Source organism: Streptomyces oryzae (assembly GCF_017676365.1).
GTDB classification, from domain to species: Bacteria; Actinomycetota; Actinomycetes; order Streptomycetales; family Streptomycetaceae; genus Streptomyces; species Streptomyces oryzae.
The window spans coordinates 15,252-36,589 of sequence record NZ_JADKMA010000028.1; the positions used below are offsets into that span (position 1 = coordinate 15,252).

18 protein-coding genes and 2 tRNA genes are annotated in these 21,338 nt (G+C 69.4%); 14 read left to right on the forward strand and 6 right to left on the reverse strand.

The annotated features are described in order from the left end of the window. Positions 1-10 precede the first annotated feature (10 nt). Positions 11-1,264, reverse strand: coding sequence for a GNAT family N-acetyltransferase (locus ITI46_RS08300; protein ID WP_209238781.1), 1,254 nt, complete (start codon positions 1,262-1,264; stop codon positions 11-13). Between the two features lie 147 nt (positions 1,265-1,411). On the opposite strand from ITI46_RS08300, the gene ITI46_RS08305 reads away from it, so the two are divergent. Further along, the gene (locus tag ITI46_RS08305) at positions 1,412-2,575 is read left to right on the forward strand and encodes a PP2C family protein-serine/threonine phosphatase (protein ID WP_209238782.1); all 1,164 of its coding nucleotides are present in this window, start codon (positions 1,412-1,414) and stop codon (positions 2,573-2,575) included. A gap of 187 nt (positions 2,576-2,762) precedes the next feature. On the opposite strand, the gene ITI46_RS08310 is transcribed toward ITI46_RS08305, so the two are convergent. Continuing rightward, positions 2,763-3,959, reverse strand: coding sequence for an acyltransferase family protein (locus ITI46_RS08310; protein ID WP_209238783.1), 1,197 nt, complete (start codon positions 3,957-3,959; stop codon positions 2,763-2,765). Positions 3,960-4,589: 630 nt separating this feature from the next. Between ITI46_RS08310 and ITI46_RS08315 the strand changes: the two genes are divergently transcribed. Beyond that, entirely contained in the window at positions 4,590-4,784 is a 195-nt protein-coding gene (locus ITI46_RS08315) for a hypothetical protein (protein ID WP_209238784.1), read from the forward strand. A gap of 151 nt (positions 4,785-4,935) precedes the next feature. Here ITI46_RS08315 and ITI46_RS08320 read toward each other — a convergent pair. Continuing rightward, positions 4,936-5,006: transfer RNA gene (locus ITI46_RS08320), tRNA-Gly, on the reverse strand. 69 nt (positions 5,007-5,075) lie between these two features. Between ITI46_RS08320 and ITI46_RS08325 the strand changes: the two genes are divergently transcribed. The 5 genes from ITI46_RS08325 to clpX all read left to right on the forward strand — a co-directional run bounded on the left by ITI46_RS08325 (position 5,076) and on the right by clpX (position 9,721). Then, positions 5,076-5,152: transfer RNA gene (locus ITI46_RS08325), tRNA-Pro, on the forward strand. Positions 5,153-5,252: 100 nt separating this feature from the next. Then, positions 5,253-6,674: a trigger factor gene (tig, locus tag ITI46_RS08330; RefSeq protein ID WP_209238785.1), complete on the forward strand. Its 1,422-nt coding sequence runs from the start codon at positions 5,253-5,255 to the stop codon at positions 6,672-6,674. A 247-nt stretch (positions 6,675-6,921) separates the two neighbouring features. Continuing rightward, positions 6,922-7,527: an ATP-dependent Clp protease proteolytic subunit gene (locus ITI46_RS08335; protein WP_209238803.1), complete on the forward strand. Its 606-nt coding sequence runs from the start codon at positions 6,922-6,924 to the stop codon at positions 7,525-7,527. A 70-nt stretch (positions 7,528-7,597) separates the two neighbouring features. After that, positions 7,598-8,266, forward strand: a complete 669-nt coding sequence (locus ITI46_RS08340; RefSeq protein WP_209238786.1) for an ATP-dependent Clp protease proteolytic subunit — start codon at positions 7,598-7,600, stop codon at positions 8,264-8,266. Between the two features lie 171 nt (positions 8,267-8,437). Continuing rightward, on the forward strand, positions 8,438-9,721 hold the full coding sequence (gene clpX, locus ITI46_RS08345; RefSeq protein ID WP_209238787.1) for an ATP-dependent Clp protease ATP-binding subunit ClpX: 1,284 nt from the start codon (positions 8,438-8,440) through the stop codon (positions 9,719-9,721). A gap of 85 nt (positions 9,722-9,806) precedes the next feature. Here the strand turns inward: clpX and ITI46_RS08350 are convergent, their stop codons facing one another. The 3 genes from ITI46_RS08350 to ITI46_RS08360 all read right to left on the reverse strand — a co-directional run bounded on the left by ITI46_RS08350 (position 9,807) and on the right by ITI46_RS08360 (position 12,766). Beyond that, positions 9,807-10,589 carry a hypothetical protein gene (locus ITI46_RS08350; RefSeq protein WP_209238788.1) on the reverse strand — a complete coding sequence of 261 codons (783 nt, stop codon included), beginning with the start codon at positions 10,587-10,589 and terminating at the stop codon, positions 9,807-9,809. 7 nt (positions 10,590-10,596) lie between these two features. Then, positions 10,597-11,460, reverse strand: coding sequence for a hypothetical protein (locus tag ITI46_RS08355; RefSeq protein WP_209238789.1), 864 nt, complete (start codon positions 11,458-11,460; stop codon positions 10,597-10,599). Positions 11,461-11,746: 286 nt separating this feature from the next. After that, positions 11,747-12,766, reverse strand: a complete 1,020-nt coding sequence (locus ITI46_RS08360; protein WP_209238790.1) for a hypothetical protein — start codon at positions 12,764-12,766, stop codon at positions 11,747-11,749. A gap of 132 nt (positions 12,767-12,898) precedes the next feature. Between ITI46_RS08360 and ITI46_RS08365 the strand changes: the two genes are divergently transcribed. The 7 genes from ITI46_RS08365 (at position 12,899) to mreD (ending at position 21,273) form a co-directional block, all read left to right on the forward strand. Next, positions 12,899-15,529: a valine--tRNA ligase gene (locus ITI46_RS08365; protein ID WP_209238791.1), complete on the forward strand. Its 2,631-nt coding sequence runs from the start codon at positions 12,899-12,901 to the stop codon at positions 15,527-15,529. 193 nt (positions 15,530-15,722) lie between these two features. Then, entirely contained in the window at positions 15,723-17,252 is a 1,530-nt protein-coding gene (gene folC / locus ITI46_RS08370; protein WP_209238792.1) for a bifunctional tetrahydrofolate synthase/dihydrofolate synthase, read from the forward strand. Continuing rightward, the gene (locus ITI46_RS08375) at positions 17,253-17,615 is read left to right on the forward strand and encodes a DUF4233 domain-containing protein (RefSeq protein ID WP_209238793.1); all 363 of its coding nucleotides are present in this window, start codon (positions 17,253-17,255) and stop codon (positions 17,613-17,615) included. It abuts the gene before it with no gap. A 153-nt stretch (positions 17,616-17,768) separates the two neighbouring features. After that, positions 17,769-18,182 carry a nucleoside-diphosphate kinase gene (gene ndk / locus ITI46_RS08380; RefSeq protein WP_209238794.1) on the forward strand — a complete coding sequence of 138 codons (414 nt, stop codon included), beginning with the start codon at positions 17,769-17,771 and terminating at the stop codon, positions 18,180-18,182. Positions 18,183-18,450: 268 nt separating this feature from the next. Then, positions 18,451-19,470 (forward strand): rod shape-determining protein, encoded by a 1,020-nt coding sequence (locus ITI46_RS08385; protein ID WP_026004902.1) that lies wholly within the window; start codon positions 18,451-18,453, stop codon positions 19,468-19,470. A gap of 133 nt (positions 19,471-19,603) precedes the next feature. Further along, on the forward strand, positions 19,604-20,539 hold the full coding sequence (gene mreC / locus ITI46_RS08390) for a rod shape-determining protein MreC (RefSeq protein ID WP_209238795.1): 936 nt from the start codon (positions 19,604-19,606) through the stop codon (positions 20,537-20,539). A 5-nt stretch (positions 20,540-20,544) separates the two neighbouring features. After that, positions 20,545-21,273 carry a rod shape-determining protein MreD gene (gene mreD / locus ITI46_RS08395; protein ID WP_209238796.1) on the forward strand — a complete coding sequence of 243 codons (729 nt, stop codon included), beginning with the start codon at positions 20,545-20,547 and terminating at the stop codon, positions 21,271-21,273. The last annotated feature ends 65 nt before the right edge of the window (positions 21,274-21,338 follow it).

The following is a 21,338-nucleotide window of genomic DNA, read 5'->3' on the forward strand; positions in this document are numbered from 1 at the left end:
CCGGGCCCGGTCAGAACCCGTGCGGCAGCCACGGCTGTACCTCGCTCGTGAAGGCCGCGGCCGTGGCCCGCAGCGCCCCTGAGCCTGGCCGCTGCTCGGCCACCAGCCCGGCGCCCGCCAGCGCCGTGAGGGACGTACCGCCCAGATAGGCGCGCCCCAGCTCCCGTACGGACAGCGACAGGTCGGCGGCGTCCCGGGTGGGCTCGCACACCGCGCCCTTCTCGTCGCCCGACAGCCGCCAGCGCCCGGTGTTCCACGGGCAGAACGCGTCCTCGACCTCCAGCACCACATCCACCGGCGCCGCATAGCAGCGCGCTGCCAGCGCGGCACCGACCTCCACCGGGCGCAGATACAGCGAGTCACCGACAGCCGTACCGCACCGGCGCGGGTCGTTCACCAGGTGCAGCCATGGATCGTCCAGTGGCCGGTCCCCGGCGACGATCGACGTCGTCAGGTCGATGTCCCACAAAAACCGCCAGAGGGCTGCATATCCGGCCGGATCGAGCGCCTCCAGCTCCCGCAGCCGCACCTCGCCGTCCGAGGCGCCCGTCTCCGTCCAGCGCACGTTCACCGCGTAGCGCGCGTACCCCACCGGCTCGCCGTCGCGCAGCGCCACCACACAGCGCAGTGGCGAGGCGCCCGCACGGCTGCGTTCCGGGTCGAGCAGCGGCATCCGCTCCCAGCCAGGGCGCCGCGCGAGCATCCCCGGCCGCCGGGGCACCACCCGCGCGTAGACGGCCTCGCACTCCGCCAGCAGCGATGCCGCCTCGTCGGACTGACGCAGCCGCAGCCCGTCCGCCTCGGCAGCCGTCGGCGCGGGCAGCTCCAGCGCGACCCTGCTGGTGTCGATACGCGCTGAGAGAGCGCGGGCGGCCAGTCCGTACCCGAAGCGGCCGTAGATCGCCGGCTCGGACGCCGTCAGCGCGGCCAGCGGCTCCTGGCCCGCGGCCCGCACGTCCTCCAGCTGCCGCCGCATCATCGAGCGCAGCAGCCCCCGCCTGCGGTGGGTGGGCGCGACGCTCACCATCGTCACCCCGGCAGTCGGGACCACCGCGCCGCCGGGCACCGCCATCCGGAAGGACAGCAGCCCCGCCGTCGCAACCGGCCGGCCCTCGTCCCAAATCCCCAGCGACCGCTCGACCTCCGTCAGCGAGCGGTACAGCTCCCGCTCCTGAGACGTCTCCTCGGAGGCGAACGCGCTCAGCAGCACGTCGTACCAGGCATCCCACTCCGACCGTTGAAGAACCCGCGGCTCCATCGTCATACGGCCATGCCTAGCAGGCAGTTCGAACGAGGGCGAACGTTTTTACCCGCGGGCGCGCCGCCCCCTGTGCGCGCGGACCGCGCGCACGCCCCCTGACCGGTGCCGGGAATCGACGGGCCGCCGACGGGGTGGCTAGGCTCCCTGAACATGGCGGATCGCCGCGCGGGACTCATCGCAGCGACGGCCCGGTGGCACCAGGCGTACAAAGCCTGGCACCGGGTCCGCATCAACTTGCGCAAATCCGCCGTCGACTACTTCAGAGGCGGCGCCTCCGACTGGGTCGCGCTGGCCGGGCTCGTGCTCACCGTCCCGGCGCTGGCCTGCGCCACCGTCCTCAACCCGCTGTGGTTCGCGCCGGAAGCCCTCGTACTGCCGCTGATCGCGGGCGGACTGCTGCTGCGGCCCGCCAGCCTGCTCGGGCTGTACGCCGCCGCCGCGATCGCCCTCATGGTGGAGTCGCTGCTGCTGCGGCCGTGGGAGCTGGCGAACGGCGCGGGCAGCGTCACGCCGGGCACCATCCTGGTGGTGGCGGCGGCCGGGCTCTCCGGGCTGCTGGTGGCGCAGTTCCGCAGCCGCGTCGGCGTGCCCTGGCGGCGCGGCGGCACCATGCTCTTCGACCTGCGCGAACGCATTCGTGTCCAGAGCAAGTTGCCCAAGCTGCCCGCCGGATGGCACCACGAGATGGCGCTGCGCCCGGCGGGCGGCCAGTCCTTCTCCGGGGACTTCGTCGTCGCCGCGCGCACAGGGCCCGGCCGCCGCACCCTGGAAGTCGTCCTCACCGACGTCTCCGGCAAGGGCATGGACGCCGCCTCCCGGGCGCTGCTGCTCTCCGGCGCCTTCGGCGGACTGCTCGGCTCGCTGCCCCCGCACGCCTTCCTGCCGGCCGCCAACGGCTATCTGCTGCGCCAGTCCTGGGACGAGGGCTTCGCCACCTCCGTGCACCTGGTCCTCGATCTGGACAGCGGCGACTACGAGTTGCTGTCCGCGGGGCACGTGCCGGCGATGCAGCTCAACGCCGGGTCGGGCAAGTGGGAGGAGAAGGCCGCCGAGGGCCCGCTGCTGGGGGTGTACGACGGTGCCGAGTTCGACCCGGTCAAGGGAACGCTGCGGCGCGGCGATGTGCTGATGCTCTTCACCGACGGGCTGGTCGAGACCGCCGAGCGCGATCTGACCGAGGGCATGGACCGGCTCACCGGCGAGGCCGACCGCTATGTCGCCTCCAGCTTCCACGGCGCCGCCTGGCACCTGATCGAGTCGGTGGCGCGGGACGTCAACGACGACCGGGCCCTGCTGCTGATCTGCCGCGACTGACCCGCGGCAAACCGGGAGGCCCTGGCTCACCCACTGTCCGCACGTTCGAAAGCACGGCGCGGAGCGACAGGTGAGCGACGGAGGCGAGCAACACAAGGGCCCCCTCCCGCAGTTGCGGAAGGGGGCCGGAAGCAGCTCTCGGGGGCGGGGCTGCTTCGCTCCGAGGGGCTGCGTGCAGTGCTCCTGGCTACTTCTTGCGGTGGGAGGCGGGCTTTCCGGCTTCCCTCCGGCGGGCGATGGCCCCCGGGTCCCGCTTGAAGAACCAGTCCATCTTCGGCTCGATGATGAACTTGAACATCCGCGTCACCCACGGAGTGCACAGCACCGTCATCATCGCGGCGGCCAGCAGCGTGATGGCCACCCGGCTCAGCGGATGGTCGACCCAGTCCATCTCGTACCAGTCGAACTGCCGGGAGCTCTGGATGAAGAAGATGTGCAGCAGATAGGCGTACAGCGTCCCGGCGCCCAGCGGCGTGAACCACATGAGCCGCCGCGGAACCCACGACAGGAAGCAGGCCGTCATCACCAGGCCGCAGCCGAACAGCGCGAGATACATCACCGCGCCCGCCCAGGAGGGGACGTGCATGTCGGCCGCTGCCTTGTCGTGCAGGAACCACGCCTTGGACATCCTGGGTACGGCCCAGTAGGCGAAGACCATCGTGCACAACGTCACCGGGACCGCGAGATAGCGCGCCTGCTTGCGCTTGACCAGCTTGAAGTGTTCGGGGCGCAGCTGGAGCCCGAGCACGAAGAACGGCAGGAACTGTGCCACCCGCATCAGGTTCAGATCGCTGCTGATGGTCGGCGTCACGCTCGCGGCGGCGCCGATCGCCAGCGCGACGGGCATCGGCCAGCGCAGGCTCTTCCACAGCGGTGTCGTCAGCCGCCAGAGGAACAGCGCGCACAGGAACCACAGCGCGAACCCGGGCTCCTGGAAATGGAACTCACGGTCCGGGTCGTCGTTGGCCCAGCGCATGAAGTACGTGTAGGCGAACTGGATCGCCAGGTAGGGCACGACGACGCCGGTGACCAGCCGCTGGACCTGCTTCGGCTTGCCCTCGAAGCTCCTGGACAGATAGCCGGAGATGATGATGAACGCCGGCATGTGGAACGTGTAGAGGACGAAGTACAGCGCTTCGGCCGTACGGCTGTCACTGCGCAGCGGATCCCACGCGTGGCCGATCCCGACGAGGACGATCGTGAGGTACTTCGCGTTGTCGAAGAACGGGTCCCGTTGCTTGGCTGCTGGCTTCTTCTGCGCCTTCGCGGGCTGCGACTTCGCAGGTTGGTCCACAGACGCCGGTGGCGTCTGGGAGGGGGACTCCTGGCGGACGGGGGGGAGCGGCGCCCGCTCATAACCAGCGTGCAACATCTGCCGCACCATAGCGGTTGAACATGTGAGCCGTAAATTCTCGCCAGGCTCCTCCTTCCCGCCTCACCGCACGCTATTCCTCCGGCTTACCGGACGAAGCTGACGGACCGTGACGCGAATGGTCGGTCTGATGCCCGATGTCCCACCTAAGCGTGGTGTATGAGCCCGCTGAGGCGTCTGAGGTCGGCCTGCCGGTGTCGCCCGGCACCGGCTGTGAGGGAGGACACAATTCACAGCGGGGCGCAGAGATTTCGGGTGTGCGGGTGATTTTCCGGGCGTGTGATCCGGGCGGCACGGCGTGCCGGACTTTATGCACCAGGTGCACCCCTTGTGCCGGTGTCCGCGCAGCGCATTCGCACATTCGTCAAGCGACCGGGTATTGATCAAGCCGAATTGATGGCTGGATTTCTCACTGTTGCCCGGACGCCTTGTCAGCTACGCCGACTACGCCCCAAGCGTCCCGTAGTGTCCGTCTCCGGCGATCAGTATTTACCCGATGATGGCGCCGTCGGCCCCTCACCCGGCTCCACCCGCACGGGAGTTGGTGGCACGATGGGGAAGCGCTGTGCGCGCGGGGGTGCGGCCACGGTGGCAGACCCCCAAGGCCGGGTGAGGCTTCCGACCATGAGGGTGTGAGCAGTTGTGGCGATCTCGCTGTCCGTAGTCCTGCTGTTGGCGGTCATCCTGGTCGTGATGATCCGGAGCAAGTCCATAAAGCCCGGCCCCGCCGTCGTCGCCGTGCTCTTCGGCTTCTTCCTCGCCTCCACCGGCATGGCCCCGTCGATCAACCGGTTCCTGAACTCGGTCGCGGACACGATCAACCAGATCAGCTTCTAGGGGCTCCGCCCGGCAGGGGCACGAGGCTTCCACAGGAGCACGGCGCTGCCGGGGCCCGCACTCCCTGTGACCCCTCACTGTCACAGCGCACCCCCACATGCCGCGACGACGAAGGCCCGGCCCCCACGGGGGCCGGGCCTTCGTTCATGCGAGCGGGCGACGGGAATCGAACCCGCGTAGCTGGTTTGGAAGACCAGGGCTCTACCATTGAGCTACGCCCGCGTGGACCGGATCGGCGGCCGGATCGGCACAGCCCGCATCCTACGACATGTACTCTACGTGTCGCACCGACGGGGTGTGGCGCAGCTTGGTAGCGCGTCCGCTTTGGGAGCGGAAGGTCGTCGGTTCGAATCCGGCCACCCCGACCACGTACTATGAAAGACGCGCGTGCCTGTGTCGTGTCTGCATGCATACGGGGCGCAGCCAAGAATCAGCAGAACCCCAATGCCAGCCCCAAGGAGACCGACCGTGAAGAGCGCCGTGGAGACTCTGAACCCCACCCGGGTTCGGCTCACTGTCGAGGTGCCCTTCGAGGAGCTCAAGGACAGCCTCGACGCGGCGTACAAGAAGATCAACCAGCAGGTCACCGTGCCCGGGTTCCGTAAGGGCAAGATCCCTGCGCGCCTGATCGACCAGCGCTTCGGCCGCGGTGCCGTCCTGGAGGAGGCCGTCAACGACGCGCTTCCGAAGCTCTACCAGTCCGCCGTCGAGGAGGGCGAGCTCAACGTGCTCGGCCAGCCCGAGGTGGACATCACGGAGCTGAAGGACAACGAGCTGCTGGCCTTCACCGCCGAGGTGGACGTCCGCCCCGAGATCGAGATCCCGGACTACTCCGGCATCGAGGTCGAGGTCGAGGCGGCCGAGGTCTCCGACGAGGACGTCGACGCTGCCGTCGAGCAGCTGCGCGAGCGCTTCGCCTCGACCTCGGTCGTCGAGCGCCCGGCCGCCGAGGGCGACGTCGTCAAGGTCGACCTGGAGGCCCGGATCGACGGCGAGGTCCTGGAGGACGGCGTCGCCAAGGGCGTCGACTACACCATCGGCTCCGGTGAGCTGCTCGACGGCATCGACGAGGCCGTCACCGGGCTGGAGGCCGGCGGCACCGCCACCTTCACCTCCGAGCTGAAGGGCGGCTCCGGCGCCGGCCGCGAGGCCGAGGTCTCCGTCACCGTCGAGACCGTCTCCGCTCGCGAACTGCCCGAGCTGGACGACGAGTTCGCCCAGCTGGCCAGCGAGTTCGACACGCTCGAGGAGCTCCGCGAGGACAGCCGCAAGCGGCTGACCGACCAGAAGAAGCACGAGCAGGCCACCCAGGCCCAGGAGAAGGTGCTCGACGCCCTCCTGGAGCTCGCCGAGGTCCCCGTGCCCGAGAAGCTGCTCGCGGACGAGATCGAGAGCCGTAAGCACAACCTGGTCAACCACCAGCTCGCCCAGCTCGGCCTGGACCTCGGCTCGTACCTGAAGATGCAGGACAAGAGCGAGGAAGAGTTCGACGCCGAGCTCAAGGAGCAGGCGGAGAAGGGCATCCGCACCCAGTTCGTCCTCGACGAGCTGGTCAGCAAGGAGAAGCTCAACGTCAGCCAGGAAGAGCTGACCGAGCACCTGATGCGCCGTGCGCAGTCCTCCGGTATGAGCCCCGACCAGTTCGCGCAGGCCGTGGTCGAGGGCGGCCAGGTGCCGGTCCTCGTCGGCGAGGTTGCCCGCGGCAAGGCCCTGGCCACCGTGGTCGAGGCCGTGACCGTCAAGGACACCAACGGCGAGGTCGTCGACCTGAGCGACGAGGACGAGGCCACCGAGGACGAGGCTGCCGAGGCCGCCGGCACGGAGGCCGCTGCCGAGGGCGCCGAGACGGCCGAGAAGGCCGCGGACGCCGGCGACAAGGCCGAGAGCTGATCCGGCCCGCCTGACCCACGAACGGGGGGCGCCGGGGCGCGCGAGTGCACGCCCGGGCGCCCCCCGTTCGGCTGTTGACCGCGACGTCGGTGGCCGTACGGGGCACCTGCGCTCACAGCGAAATGCGCTCGGCTCGGGATGGCGGCCGACGACCGGCGCGTTAGGGTCCCCAGTAGACGAAGACCCCAGTGACGGCCAGCTTCGCGTGGCCGTCCGGACACGAGCAGGTGGACACGTGACGCTTCCGATGCCTTCCGCCGCCGGCGAGCCCAACTTCGGTGGTGGCCTCGGCGACCAGGTCTACAACCGGCTGCTCGACGAGCGCATCATTTTCCTCGGCCAGCCGGTGGACGACGATATCGCCAACAAGATCACCGCCCAGCTTCTGCTCCTTGCCGCCGACCCGGACAAGGACATCTTCCTGTACATCAACAGCCCGGGTGGTTCGGTCCAGGCGGGCATGGCGATCTACGACACCATGCAGTACATCAAGAACGATGTCGTCACCATCGCCATGGGCCTGGCCGCCTCCATGGGGCAGTTCCTGCTGACCGCGGGCACGCCCGGCAAGCGTTTCGCGCTGCCGAACGCCGACATCCTGATCCACCAGCCCTCGGCGGGCCTGGCGGGCTCGGCCACCGACATCAAGATCCACGCCGAGCAGCTGCTGCGCACCAAGAAGAGGCTGGCGGAGCTGTCAGCCGCACACAGCGGTCAGACCGTCGAGCAGTGGACCCGCGACGCGGACCGCGACCGCTGGTTCACCGCCGAGGAGGCGCGCGAGTACGGCCTCATCGACGAGGTCTACGGCAACGCCGCGCAGCTCCCCGGCGGTGGCGGCACGGGCGCGTGAGCCCCGCCACAGCGCCGTACGGCACACGCCCCTACCGCAGCCACCAGCTCATCTCCAGGAGAACCTCCCGATGACCTCATTCGCCGAATTTCCCCCGGTTCCCCGGGCCGAGTTCACCGGCATCGCGCCCGAGTCCCGCTACGTCGTGCCGCGCTTCGTCGAGCGCACCTCGCAGGGCGTGCGGGAGTACGACCCGTACGCGAAGCTCTTCGAAGAGCGCGTGATCTTTCTCGGTGTGCAGATCGACGACGCCTCGGCCAACGACGTCATGGCGCAGCTGCTGTGCCTGGAGTCAATGGACCCCGACCGCGACATCTCGGTCTACATCAACTCGCCGGGCGGCTCCTTCACGGCGCTGACCGCGATCTACGACACGATGCAGTTCGTCAAGCCCGACATCCAGACGGTCTGCATGGGGCAGGCGGCCTCCGCGGCCGCCGTGCTGCTGGCCGCGGGCACGCCCGGCAAGCGGATGGCGCTGCCCAACGCCCGTATCCTGATCCACCAGCCCTACAGCGAGACGGGGCGCGGTCAGGTCTCCGACCTGGAGATCGCGGCCAACGAGATCCAGCGGATGCGCGAGCAGCTGGAGGAGATGTTGCACAAGCACTCCACCAAGGAGCGCGAGATCATCTCGCAGGACATCGAGCGCGACAAGATCCTCACCGCTGAGGAGTCGCTGGAGTACGGCCTGATCGACCAGATCGTCTCCACCCGGAAGACCTCCGTCGGACTCTGACGGGCTAGCACGTACGACCCGTGCCCCCTTGGCGCGACCGGCTCCGGCGGTACAACTGTCGGTCGGGTCGTTCCAAGGGGGGCCCATTCCGGCGGCCGGGCAAGGTACCGTCGGAGAGCACGTACCTCGGTCCGTATCCCTGACGGATCCCAGGCGAAGGGGAAGCTCCTCGTGGCACGCATCGGTGATGGCGGCGATCTGCTCAAGTGCTCGTTCTGCGGCAAGAGCCAGAAGCAGGTGAAGAAGCTCATCGCGGGTCCAGGTGTGTACATCTGTGACGAGTGCATCGATCTCTGCAACGAGATCATTGAGGAGGAGCTCGCCGAGTCCTCCGAGGTCCGCTGGGACGAGCTGCCCAAGCCCCGGGAGATCTATGAGTTCCTGGAGGGCTACGTCGTCGGCCAGGAAGCCGCCAAGAAGGCCCTCTCGGTGGCCGTCTACAACCACTACAAGCGGGTGCAGGCGGGCGAGAACGGCCAGGGCAGGGACGACGGCATCGAGCTGTCCAAGTCCAACATCCTGCTGCTGGGCCCCACGGGATCCGGCAAGACGCTGCTGGCCCAGACCCTCGCCCGGATGCTGAACGTTCCCTTCGCCATCGCGGACGCCACGGCGCTCACCGAGGCGGGCTATGTCGGCGAGGACGTCGAGAACATCCTGCTGAAGCTCATCCAGGCGGCCGACTACGACGTCAAGAAGGCCGAGACCGGGATCATCTACATTGACGAGATCGACAAGGTGGCCCGGAAGAGCGAGAACCCCTCCATCACCCGGGACGTCTCCGGCGAGGGTGTGCAGCAGGCGCTGCTGAAGATCCTGGAGGGCACCACGGCCTCGGTGCCGCCGCAGGGCGGGCGCAAGCACCCGCACCAGGAGTTCATCCAGATCGACACGACGAACGTGCTGTTCATCGTGGGCGGTGCCTTCGCCGGGCTGGAGAAGATCATCGAGTCCCGGGCCGGTGCCAAGGGGATCGGCTTCGGCGCCGACATCCGCTCCAAGCGGGAGATCGAGGCGACCAACCAGTTCGAGGAGGTCATGCCGGAGGACCTGGTGAAGTTCGGGATGATCCCCGAGTTCATCGGCCGCCTTCCGGTCATCACCTCGGTGCACAACCTCGACCGCGAGGCGCTGCTGCAGATCCTCATGGAGCCCAGGAACGCGCTCGTCAAGCAGTACCAGCGGCTCTTCGAACTCGACGGCGTGGAGCTGGACTTCGACCGCCCCGCGCTGGAGGCCATCGCCGACCAGGCCATCCTGCGCGGCACCGGCGCCCGCGGCCTGCGCGCCATCATGGAGGAGGTCCTCCAGTCGGTGATGTACGAGGTGCCGTCCCGCAAGGACGTCGAGCGCGTGGTGATCACCGAGGAGGTCGTGCACTCCAACGTGAACCCGACCCTGGTGCCCCGCGCCCGGGGCAACGGCGAGCAGCAGCGGCACGAGAAGAGCGCCTGAGAGCCTCTCCTGACTGCGGCGAAGGCCCGCCCCCGGAAAGCGGGGGCGGGCCTTCGCGTTGCCGGGTAGGCCGGCTGCCGCGGTACTACTTGGGCATCGTCACCTTGTCCTTGACCCGCGCCGTGACGCTCGCGAACTCCTCCAAGTCGACATCGCCCGGCGAGGTGTTGGCGAGGTCGATCTCCAGCACGGTGGCCGCCGTGGAGTGATCGGCCCAGGCACAGGCGGGCGCGTACACCGCGGTGCTGCCCTGGGCGATCCGTGTCAGCTGGCAGGAGACCTCCACCTCGCCCGAGCCCGGGGTGAACTCCCGGCGCCCTCCGACGACCTCGCCGCTCTGGCTCTGCCGCATGCCGTCCAGCATGTCGTCGCGCATCTTGGCGGAGGAGACGTCGATGTCGCCGTACGCGCCGGCGATGGCCAGGCCGCCCGCCGTGGGATCGCCCGACGAACTGGCCGAGTAGGTGGCGACCTTGGCGGTTCCGTTGCTGGGCAGCTTGTCCTGCAGCTGCCGTTCCTGCGCCTCCACCTGGGCGTTGCCGTCCATGCGGTGGTACTTCCCGTCCTCCAGGGTGGAGGGGAAGGCGATCTTCTCGGTGCCCTGCGGCTGCCCGGCGCGTACCAGCGCCGCCAGGGCGAACAGCACCACACCGACCGCCGCCAGGCTGCCGAGCACGATGGCCGTGATGGCGCCCGAGCTCAGTCCGCGGCGGCGCGGTGGGGGAGCGGGCGGCCAGCCGCCGTAGGGGCCGGGAGCGCCGAAACCGGGCCCCTGCGGCGGTCCATAGGGACCGCCTCCGGGACCCGGTGGCTGCTGCCCGTACCCACCCGCCCCGTAGGGCCCGGAAGGTCCGGGAGGCTGGGTCATCGTCGGCTCACTTCTCGACGCGGGAGTCCTTGAAGACCTGCGCGGTCGTCTCGGCGGCCTTGTCGAGGTCGCCGCCGCTGCCGCCGGCCGGGTCCATCAGGACGACCTCGCCCAGCGTGCTGCCGTCGGCCCAGACGCACAGGTCGGCCTTCCGGCCCATGGCCGAGAGGGTCTGGCACTTCATCGTGTCGCCGTCGAAGCCGGACGGGGAGACGTCCTTGACCTCACCGGTCTTGCCGCTGGAGCCCGCGCTCTTGCCCACCTCGTCCATGACCCAGTCGACAGCCTTCTCGGGGTCGTCGACCGAGCCCCAAGCACCCTGGAACTGGAGCTGCTTGGACCCGGAGGTGTACTTGGCCCCGACGCCCTTGTCGGCCGTCATGCCGGGGATCTTGTCCTCGCTCTGGCCGAACGAGCCCTTCTTGCCGTTGAAGGTCTTGCCCTCGCCCTGGATCTTGTAGTCGCTCGCCACCGTGTCCGGCGTCGTCAGCTTGTACTCGCTCCCGCCGATCACACCGAACATGAACAGACCGCCGACGATCGCGCCGACGACGACCAGGGCGCCGACGACGAGGCCGATGGTCTTGCCCTTGCCCCCGCCGCCCTGCGGCGGCATCGGCATACCGGGGTGCGGCTGACCCGGCTGACCCGGCTGTCCCGGCTGACCGTACGGGGCCCCGCCCTGCGGCGGCTGGCCCTGCTGCGGGTAGCCGTAACCGGGCTGCTGCGGCTGGCCCTGCTGCGGGTAGCCGTAGCCAGGCTGCTGCGGCTGGCCCTGAGCGCCACCGTAAGGACCGGGCTGGCCCGGCTGCTGCGGCTGCTGGCCGTACGGTCCTTGCTGACCGTACGGGCCTGGCTGGTTGTGGCTCATGGTGGCGCTTCCCCTCCGTGGATGTGCTTGAACGCGCTCGGACATCTTGACGGATGCACGACGAGAGCGCCGCACCGGGCGCCGAATCGGAGCCGGCTGGGAACCTAATCGTGAAAAATTCTCGGCGAGTTGCCCGCTTATGTTCCGCTTGCTTCAGCTGCGGCCCGCTGTGATCCGCCGCGGCCCTGCGGTTCGAGCGCCGACGGCGCCCGGCCGAGTCCGGCCGGGCGCCGTCGAGGATCGCTCGCTGCGCGGCACTACCGCACGCCCCGCGGGGCGGCCGGCGTCAGTTGATCGGGACGCGCACGTCCTTGCGGACCTTGGCGGTCGTCTCGCCGGCCTCGGAGACCGGGGTGTCCTTGCCGCTGAGCACGTCGGCCGAGGAGGCGGTCACCACGAAGCCGATGGTGCTGTGGTCGCCCCACATGCAGAACGGCATCGTGAAGCCCTTGATGCCGGAGGTGTCACCGGGAGGCGCGCTGTACTTGACCTTCTGGCACTTCATCACCGCGTCGTCGCCGAGCCCGCTCGGCTTGACCTCCTGCGGCTCGCCGTCCAGTTCGGCCTTGCCGCCGCCGCCCGTGCTGGGGTCCTCCTTGGCCTCCTTGGCCACCATCAGCAGTGCGGCGTTGACGACGGCCTCGGGGTTCTCGATCTCGCCGTAGACGCCACCGAAGTTGAGCTGCTTGGTGTCGAGTCCGGTGCCGCTCTTGTAGGCGGCGTTGACGTTCTTGGGGTCCTTGACGCCGAACTGCTCGAACTTCTGCTTGTCGGACTCGCTGAAGCCCCCGGAAGAGCTGTTCTCCGAGCCCGGCTTCTTGTCGTACTCGCCGGCGACCGTGGCGGGGGTGATCAGCTTGTACCTCTTGCCGTCGTCGGCGACCTTGGAGCCGCCGCCCTTGCCGCCGCCTCCGCCGCCCTCGTCGTCGTCCCCTCCGGTGAAGAGGACGACGCCGCCTATGACGGCGGCCACAACCACCAGGGCGCCGACGACGATCCCGATCGTCTTGCCCTTGCCGCCGCCGCCCTGCGGGGGCATCGGCGGGCCGGGCTGACCGTAGGGGCCCGGCTGGCCGGGCATGCCGGGGCCGCCCTGCTGCGGGTAGCCGTAACCCTGCTGCGGCGGTCCCGGGGGCTGCTGCGGTGCGCCCTGCTGCGGGTAGCCGTAACCGGGCTGGCCGGGGGCGCCGCCGTACGGGTTGGGGCCGCCCTGCTGCGGGGGCTGCCCGTACGGGCCCGGCTGCTGGCCGTACGGCCCGGGCTGCCCTGGCTGTTGGCCGTAAGGGCCGGGCTGGTTGTTACTCATGAGCGGCGCTTCCCCTCCGTGAACAAGTAGTCGAATGCGCTCCGCTTATAGTGACGGATAGCTCCGACAAGCGCTGCACCGGTCCTCAAACCGATTCGAGACCGGGACATTGGCGCCCGTACACTGGCCGTCGTGACCGACAACACTCAGCAGAGCCCGGAGATCAACGGGCCGAACAGCGCCATTCCCGCAGACCTGCCGACCCAGTACGCGCCGGCCGAGGTAGAGGGGAAGCTGTACGAGCGCTGGGTGGAGCGGGGCTACTTCGAGGCGGACCCCAAGAGCGGCAAGCAGCCGTACACCATCGTCATCCCGCCCCCGAACGTCACAGGATCTCTCCACCTCGGGCACGCGTTCCAGCACACCCTCATGGACGCCCTCACCCGCCGCAAGCGGATGCAGGGCTACGAGGCGCTGTGGCTGCCCGGCATGGACCACGCGGGCATCGCCACCCAGAACAAGGTCGAACAGCAGCTCGGCGAGGAGGGCAAGTCCCGGCAGGACCTCGGCCGGGAGGCGTTCGTCGAGCGGGTGTGGCGCTGGAAGGAGGAGTACGGCGGCAAGATCCTCGGCCAGATGCGGCGCCTCGGCGACGGCGTCGACTGGTCCCGCCAGCGCTTCACCATGGACGAGGGCCTCTCGCGCGCCGTCCAGACCGTCTTCAAGAAGATGTACGACGACGGGCTGATCTACCGCGCCGAGCGGATCATCAACTGGTGCCCGCGCTGTCTGACCGCCATCTCCGACATCGAGGTGGAGTATCAGGAGGACGACGGCGAGCTGGTCCAGCTCAAGTACGGCGAGGGCGAAGACACCGTCGTCGTCGCCACCACCCGCGCCGAGACGATGCTGGGCGACACCGCCATCGCCGTCCACCCGGACGACGAGCGGTATCAGCACCTGATCGGCAAGCTGATCAAGCTGCCGCTGACCGACCGCTCCATCCCCGTCGTCGCCGACAGCCACGTCGACCCCGAGTTCGGCACAGGCCAGGTCAAGGTCACCCCGGCGCACGACCCGAACGACTTCGAGATCGGCCGCCGCCACGGGCTGCCCATGCTCACGGTGATGGACGAGCGCGGCGTCATCACCGCACACGGCCCCTACCAAGGCCTGGACCGCTTCGAGGCCCGCTCGGCCATCGTGGCCGCGCTGCGCGAGCAGGGCCGCGTCCTGCAGGAGAAGCGCCCCTACGTGCACAGCGTCGGGCACTGCTCCCGCTGCAAGACGACCATCGAGCCGCGGCTGTCCATGCAGTGGTGGGTCAAGGTCGCCCCGCTCGCCCAGGCCGCCGGTGACGCCGTGCGCGACGGCCGCGTCCGGATCCACCCCGCCGACATGTCGTCCCGGTACTTCGACTGGGTCGACAACATGCACGACTGGACGATCTCCCGCCAGCTGTGGTGGGGCCACCGCATTCCCGTCTGGTACGGCCCCGAAGGCGAGGTCGTCTGCGTCGGCCCCGACGAGGAGCCTCCCACCGGCGAGGGCTGGCACCAGGACCCGGACGTCCTGGACACCTGGTTCTCCTCCGGCCTGTGGCCCTTCTCCACCCTGGGCTGGCCCGACCAGACCCCGGACCTGGAGAAGTTCTACGGCACCGACGTCCTGGTCACCGGCTACGACATCATCTTCTTCTGGGTCGCGCGGATGATGATGTTCGGTATGTACGTGATGGAGGAGCCGCCCTTCCACACCATCGCGCTGACCGGCCTCGTCCGCGACGAGCACGGCAAGAAGATGTCCAAGTCCTTCGGCAACGTCGTCGACCCGCTGGACTGGATGGACGCCTACGGCTCCGACGCGCTCCGCTTCACCCTCGCCTCCGGCGCCAACCCCGGCACCGACGTGCCGATCGGCGAGGACTGGGTCAAGGCGTCCCGCAACTTCGCCAACAAGCTGTGGAACGCCACCCGCTTCGCGCTGATGAACGGCGCCACGGTCGACGGCCCGCTGCCGGACGCGTCCGAGATGGCCGCCACCGACCGCTGGATCCTCTCCCGGCTGAACGAGGTGCTGGCCGAGGTCGACGGCTATTACGACGACTATCAGTTCGCCAAGCTCTCCGACGCGCTGCGGCACTTCGCCTGGGACGAGGTCTTCGACTGGTACGTCGAGCTGTCCAAGACCATCTTCGCCAAGGGCGGCAGGCCCGCCGAGGTCTCCCGCCGCGTGCTGGGCGAGGTCCTGGACGTGACGCTGCGGCTGCTGCACCCGGTCGTCCCGTTCGTCACCGAGACGCTGTGGACGACGCTGACCGGCGGCGAGTCCGTCGTCGTCGCGGACTGGCCGAAGGACTCCGGCTTCCGCGACGCGGCTGCCGAGCAGGAGATCGCCGTGGTGCAGCAGGCGGTCACCGAGGTGCGCCGCTTCCGCGCCGACCAGGGCCTCCAGCCGGGCCAGAAGGTCCCGGCCCGGCTCGACCTGGACGGCACCCCGCTGGTGGCCCACGAGGACGCCGTCCGGCAGCTGCTGCGGCTCCAGCCCGCGGGGGAGGACTTCCAGGCCACGGCCTCGCTGCCGGTCGCGGGCGCGACGGTCAGCCTCGACCTGTCGGGCGCGATCGACGTGGAGGCCGAACGCAAGCGGCTGGCCAAGGATTTGGCCGCCGCGGAGAAGGAACTGGCGCAGACCGGAGCGAAGCTCTCCAATGAGGCGTTCCTGGCGAAGGCCCCGGATCATGTGGTCGAGAAGATCCGGACCCGCAAGACTGCAGCGGAGGCCGACATCGAGCGGCTGCAGCAGCAGTTGGACCGGCTCTGATTCTTTCCCGCCGCGACGGCGAGCACCACGTCCAAGGTGACCGGCGGTGCCGAACCGGCCTGAGCTGGTTGGGCACCTCCCCCAAGCTCTGCGAGCAGGGGGCACCCCCAGCACGCCGTATGTGGTCGGTCGCCGTTGCGGCGGGAATGGTCGGCGGCCCAACCGGCGGAGGCTCTTCCGTAGACTGGGCGTCGTGAGCGACACGCCCCAGCCCCACGAGCCCGAGCCCGATTCGCCCGAGCCCTCCTCGTTCGAGGAGATCGTCGGGGAGGAGACCGACCGCGACCCCGACCTCGCAGTGATCGAGGCGGGCAGCCGCACCCTGCGGGCCCAGGCCGGACCCCCGCAGCCGGACGTGGTGCCCAGCCGGCCCGAGGACCCCGAGCTGGACCGGGCGCTGCGCGAGGTGGAGGAGAAGCTGGCCACCCGCTGGGGCGAGACCAAGCTGGACCCCTCGGTGCAGCGCATCGCCGCACTGGTGGACGTGCTGGGCGAGCCGCAGCGCTCCTACCCGTCCATCCACATCACCGGCACCAACGGCAAGACCACCACGGCCCGCATGATCGAAGCGCTGCTCGGCGCCTTCGAGCTGCGCACCGGGCGCTACAGCTCGCCGCACGTCCAGTCGGTCACCGAGCGCATCAGCATCGACGGCGCGCCCGTCTCCGCCGAGCGTTTCATCGAGACGTACCGGGACATCGAGCCGTACATCGAGATGGTCGATGCCCAGCAGGAGTACCGGCTCTCCTTCTTCGAGGTGCTCACCGGCATGGCGTTCGCCGCGTTCGCGGACGCGCCGGTGGACGTGGCCGTCGTCGAGGTCGGGATGGGCGGCACCTGGGATGCGACCAACGTGATCGACGCGGACGTCGCCGTCATCACCCCCATCTCCCTGGACCACACCGACCGGCTCGGCGACACGCCGGAGCGGATCGCCCAGGAGAAGTCCGGCATCGTCAAGCCGGACGCCACCGTGGTGCTGGCACAGCAGCCGGTGGAGGCCGCCTCGGTGGTGCTGAAGAAGGCCGTCGAGGTGGACGCCACGGTCGCCCGCGAGGGCATGGAGTTCGGCGTCGTCTCCCGGCAGCTGGCCGTCGGCGGCCAGCAGCTCACGCTGCGCGGTCTCGGCGGTGAGTACCCGGACGTCTTCCTGCCGCTGCACGGTGCCCATATGGCGCACAACGCCTGTGTGGCGCTCGCCGCCGTGGAGGCGTTCTTCGGTATCGGCCAGCAGCAGGCCCGCACCCTCGACATCGATGTGGTGCGGCAGGCGTTCGCCTCGGTCTCCTCGCCCGGCCGGCTGGAGCTGGTGCGGACCAGCCCGTCGGTGCTGCTGGACGCCGCGCACAACCCCGGCGGGGCGCAGGCCACCGCGGCGGCCATCAGCGAGGCTTTCGACTTCAGCCGGCTGATCGGCGTCGTCGGGACCAGCGACGGCAAGGATGTGCGGGGACTGCTGGAGGCGTTCGAGCCGATCTTCGCGGAGATCGTGGTCACCCGGAACTCCAGCCACCGCGCCATGGACGTGGACGAGTTGGCCGCCGTCGCCGTCGAGGTCTTCGGAGACGAGCGGGTCCAGGTGGAGCCCCGGCTGGACGCGGCGCTGGAGGAGGCGGTCACCCTCGCCGAGGAGGAGGGTGAGTACGCGGGGGCCGGCGTGCTGGTCACCGGCTCGGTCATCACGGTCGGCGAGGCCCGGCTGCTGCTGGGAGGGAGGCGTTAGATGCGAACGCTGTGTGCGTCCACGCTGATCGGCGAGTTCTTCGTCATCGGTTTCGCCGGATTGGTCGCAATGCGAACGAGTGACCTTTCGGCGGGCACCGTCTGGACAGTCAGCGGAATCGCCATGGCGCTGTGCCTGCTGCTGTGTGGCGTCCTCACCCGTCCGGGTGGCGTACAGCTCGGCTGGGTGCTGCAGATCGCGCTGATCGCGAGTGGATTCGTGGTTCCCGCGATGTTCTTCCTGGGCGCCTGTTTCGGTGGGCTGTGGTGGGCTTCGGTGCACTTCGGCAAGAAGATCGACGAGGCGAAAGCCCGCTTCGCGGCCGCTGCCGAACCTGCCGCGGGAGCGGAATCCGCGGGCTGATGGCGGAAGTGGCGCATAAATGGCTGATAAGTGACGCCTAAGCGCTGCGAGACGGTGCAAGGTGGCGGCGGAAAGTGATCCCCGGCGTCACCGCATCCGTGGGCCGCAGGTAACCTCTGGTCACCGTACGAGCCCAGCCAAGGAGCCGCACACATGAGCCAGCGCACCCTCGTCCTCCTCAAGCCCGATGCGGTCCGACGTGGCCTGGTAGGCGAGATCATCGGCCGTATCGAGCGCAAGGCGGGCTGGTCCATCGCGGCCATGGAGCTGCGTACGCTGGATCGGGCCACGCTGGAGCAGCACTACGCGGAGCACGAGGGCCGCCCGTTCTACGAGCCGCTGGTGGAGTTCATGGCCTCGGGGCCGTCCGTCGTCATGGTGGTCGAGGGCGAACGGGTGATCGAAGGCATCCGGGCACTGGCGGGCCCCACCGACCCGATCGCTGCTGCTCCCGGCTCCGTACGCGGCGATTTCGGCACCATCGTGCGGGAGAACCTGATTCACGCCTCGGACTCGGAGGAGTCCGCGCAGCGGGAGATGAAAATTTTCTTCCCCAGCTTTTCCTGAGCTCGTCCGGGCTCGACCTCCTTCGACGCCGAATCGGCCGCCTGTGGCGGAATGGACCGGGGCTCGGCTCCGACACGACGTCACCATTACGGTGGCCGTTCGGACTTCCGCCGACAATGGCGGAGGAACCGTCTCCACGTGTTCGAGCAAGCGCGTCTACGATGGAAGCCTCGCGCTTTGAGCATGCTTGCGCGGTACTCCACCTCCTTCCGTAGCCGCACACCACATCGCCCCACTTGGAAGGCCAGACGCATCCATGGGAACCAACATGTCGTTCATCGGCCGTGATATGGCTGTCGACCTCGGGACCGCCAACACGCTGGTGTACGTCAGGGGTCGCGGGATCGTCCTCAACGAGCCGTCCGTCGTCGCGATCAACACCAACACAGGCGGAATCCTGGCGGTCGGCGCCGAGGCGAAGAAGATGATCGGCCGCACCCCTGGCAACATCGTTGCCGTAAGGCCGTTGAAGGACGGCGTCATCGCCGACTTCGAGATCACCGAGCGGATGCTCCGCTACTTCATCCTGAAGATCCACAAGCGGCGCTATCTCGCCCGGCCCCGTGTGGTGGTGTGCGTGCCCTCCGGGATCACCGGTGTCGAGCGGCGCGCGGTCATCGAGGCGTCCACCCAGGCGGGCGCCCGCCAGGTGCACATCATCGAGGAGCCGATGGCCGCGGCGATCGGCTCCGGTCTGCCGGTCCACGAGGCCACCGGCAACATGGTGGTGGACATCGGCGGCGGCACCACCGAGGTCGCCGTGATCTCGCTCGGCGGCATCGTCACCGCACAGTCGATCCGGGTCGCGGGCGACGAGCTCGACAACGCGATCATCCAGCACATCAAGAAGGAGTACAGCCTGCTGCTCGGCGAGCGCACCGCCGAGAGCATCAAGATCACCATTGGTTCGGCGCACGACCTGGACAAGGACGAGCACACCGAGATCCGCGGCCGTGACCTGGTCAGCGGGCTCCCCAAGACCGTGGTGATCTCCGCGGCCGAGGTCCGAAGGGCCATCGAGGAGCCGGTCAACGCGATCGTCGACGCGGTCAAGACCACCCTCGACAAGTGCCCGCCGGAGCTGTCCGGCGATGTGATGGACCGCGGCATCGTGCTCACCGGTGGCGGCGCCCTGCTGCGCGGCCTGGACGAGCGCCTTCGCCGCGAGACGGGGATGCCCATCCACATCGCGGAGGACCCGCTGGACTCGGTCGCGCTGGGTTCCGGCAAGTGCGTGGAGGAGTTCGAGGCGCTCCAGCAAGTGCTCGACGCCCAGCCGCGCCGCTGAGCGCCGAGCCGGCGAATACGCCTGTTCGCAATAACTGACCGTTCACGCGGCGGGTCGTTCGAACGCTGTGGCGGCCGCCGCCCTGCACCCCGTGGACGCGGGGCTGCCCCAGAGAAAGGCACGGCCGCCGCACGTGAGGGACACACGAGAAAGCCGGCTGCTGCTCGTCCTTCTGATCGCCATCGCGTTCGCACTGATCACGGTGGACCTCAGAGGGGGCGAGCAGTCTCCGCTCGACGGTGCGCGGCGATCAGCCGCCTCCGTCCTTGGCCCGGTCGAGAACGGAATGGCCTCGGCGGTCGACCCCGTCGGCAACGCCATCGCCGCCGTCCGCGACTCGGGCGCCCATCACGAGCGCGTCAGCCGGCTGGAGCAGGAGAACGCCGCGCTGCGGCAGAAGCTCGGCTCCACCGACCGCAACCGGTCCCGGGCCAGAGAGCTGGACAAGCTCCTCAAGACCGCGGGCGCGGGCGGCTACGGCGTCAAGGGCGCCCAGGTCATCGCGATCGGCGCGGCCCAGGGCTTCTCCTGGACCGTCACCATCGACGCGGGCCGCGAGGACGGGCTGCGCCGCGACATGACCGTCCTCAACGGTGACGGGCTGGTCGGCCGGCTCACCACCGTCGGCTCCTCGACCTCCACCGTGCTGCTGGCCAACGACCCCGACTTCACCGTCGGCACCCGCATGGAGAAGAGCAACGAGCTGGGTTTCGCCGCCGGGCGCGGCGGCAACGCGCTCAACGTCCAGCTGCTCAACGGCAACGCCCGGGTGAAGAAGGGCGACCGGCTGGTCACCTTCGGCTCCAGCAACGACAAGCCGTTCGTGCCGGGCGTCCCCGTCGGCGAGGTCATCAAGGTCAACCGGCACCGGGGCGACCTCACCCGGACGGTGCGGGTGCGGCCCTACGTCGGCTTCACCCGGCTCGATGTGGTCGGCGTCGTCGTCCAGCCGCCTCGCAAGGACCCGCGCGACGAGGTCCTCAAGGCCAAGAAGCCCCCGAAGCCCAAGCCCGCCCCCACGGTGACCGTGACCAAGACGCCCAGCGGTACGCCCTCGCCCAGGAGCTGATCCACGTGTACCTCAACCGGATGCTGCTCTCGGCCGCTCTCGTGGTCGTCGCCCTGATGCTCCAGGTCACCGTGCTGGCCAGACTCCAACTGCCGGGCGCCGTGCCGGACCTGCTGCTGCTCGTCGTCCTCGGCCTCGCACTGGTCTACGGCCACACCGCAGGCGCCGTCGTCGGCTTCTGCGCCGGGCTGCTGGCCGACATCGCCCCGCCGGCCGACCACGCCGTGGGCCGCTACGCGCTGGTGCTCTGCCTGATCGGCTACGCCGCCGGGCTGACCAAGCCGGAGGCCGGGCAGCACCGCTCGGCAACCGTGCCCATGCTCGTCGTCGCCTCCGCCGCGATCGGCTCCACGCTGCTGTACGCGGGGGTAGGGGCGCTGGTCGGGGACACCGTGGCCCGCCAGGTCGGACTCAGCGGGCTGCTGATCACGGCGACCATCTATGACCTGCTGCTGGCGCCGTTCGTCGTTCCGCTGATCATGTCGTTGGCCCGGCGCGGTGAGAAGGACCCGATCGGGACCGAGCCCGGCGGCGGCAGCGCGGACGGCGGGATGCGCGCCTACGGCTGGCTCACCTCGGGAACCGGCCTCAGCGCCTCCGCCGGGAGCAGCCTGCTCGGCAAGGCGGGCAAGGGCGGCAAGGGGCTGAAGGCCGGCAAGCGCACCCCGCGCAACAAGACGGTGAGCCTCGGCGGCGGCAAGACGGGCAAGATCAAGGGGGTCAAGCGGCTGTGACAAATTCCACCCTCCCCCAGCCTTCGGCCGGGAGGTACCCCCAGCCCGACCACCGCCCCTCAAGG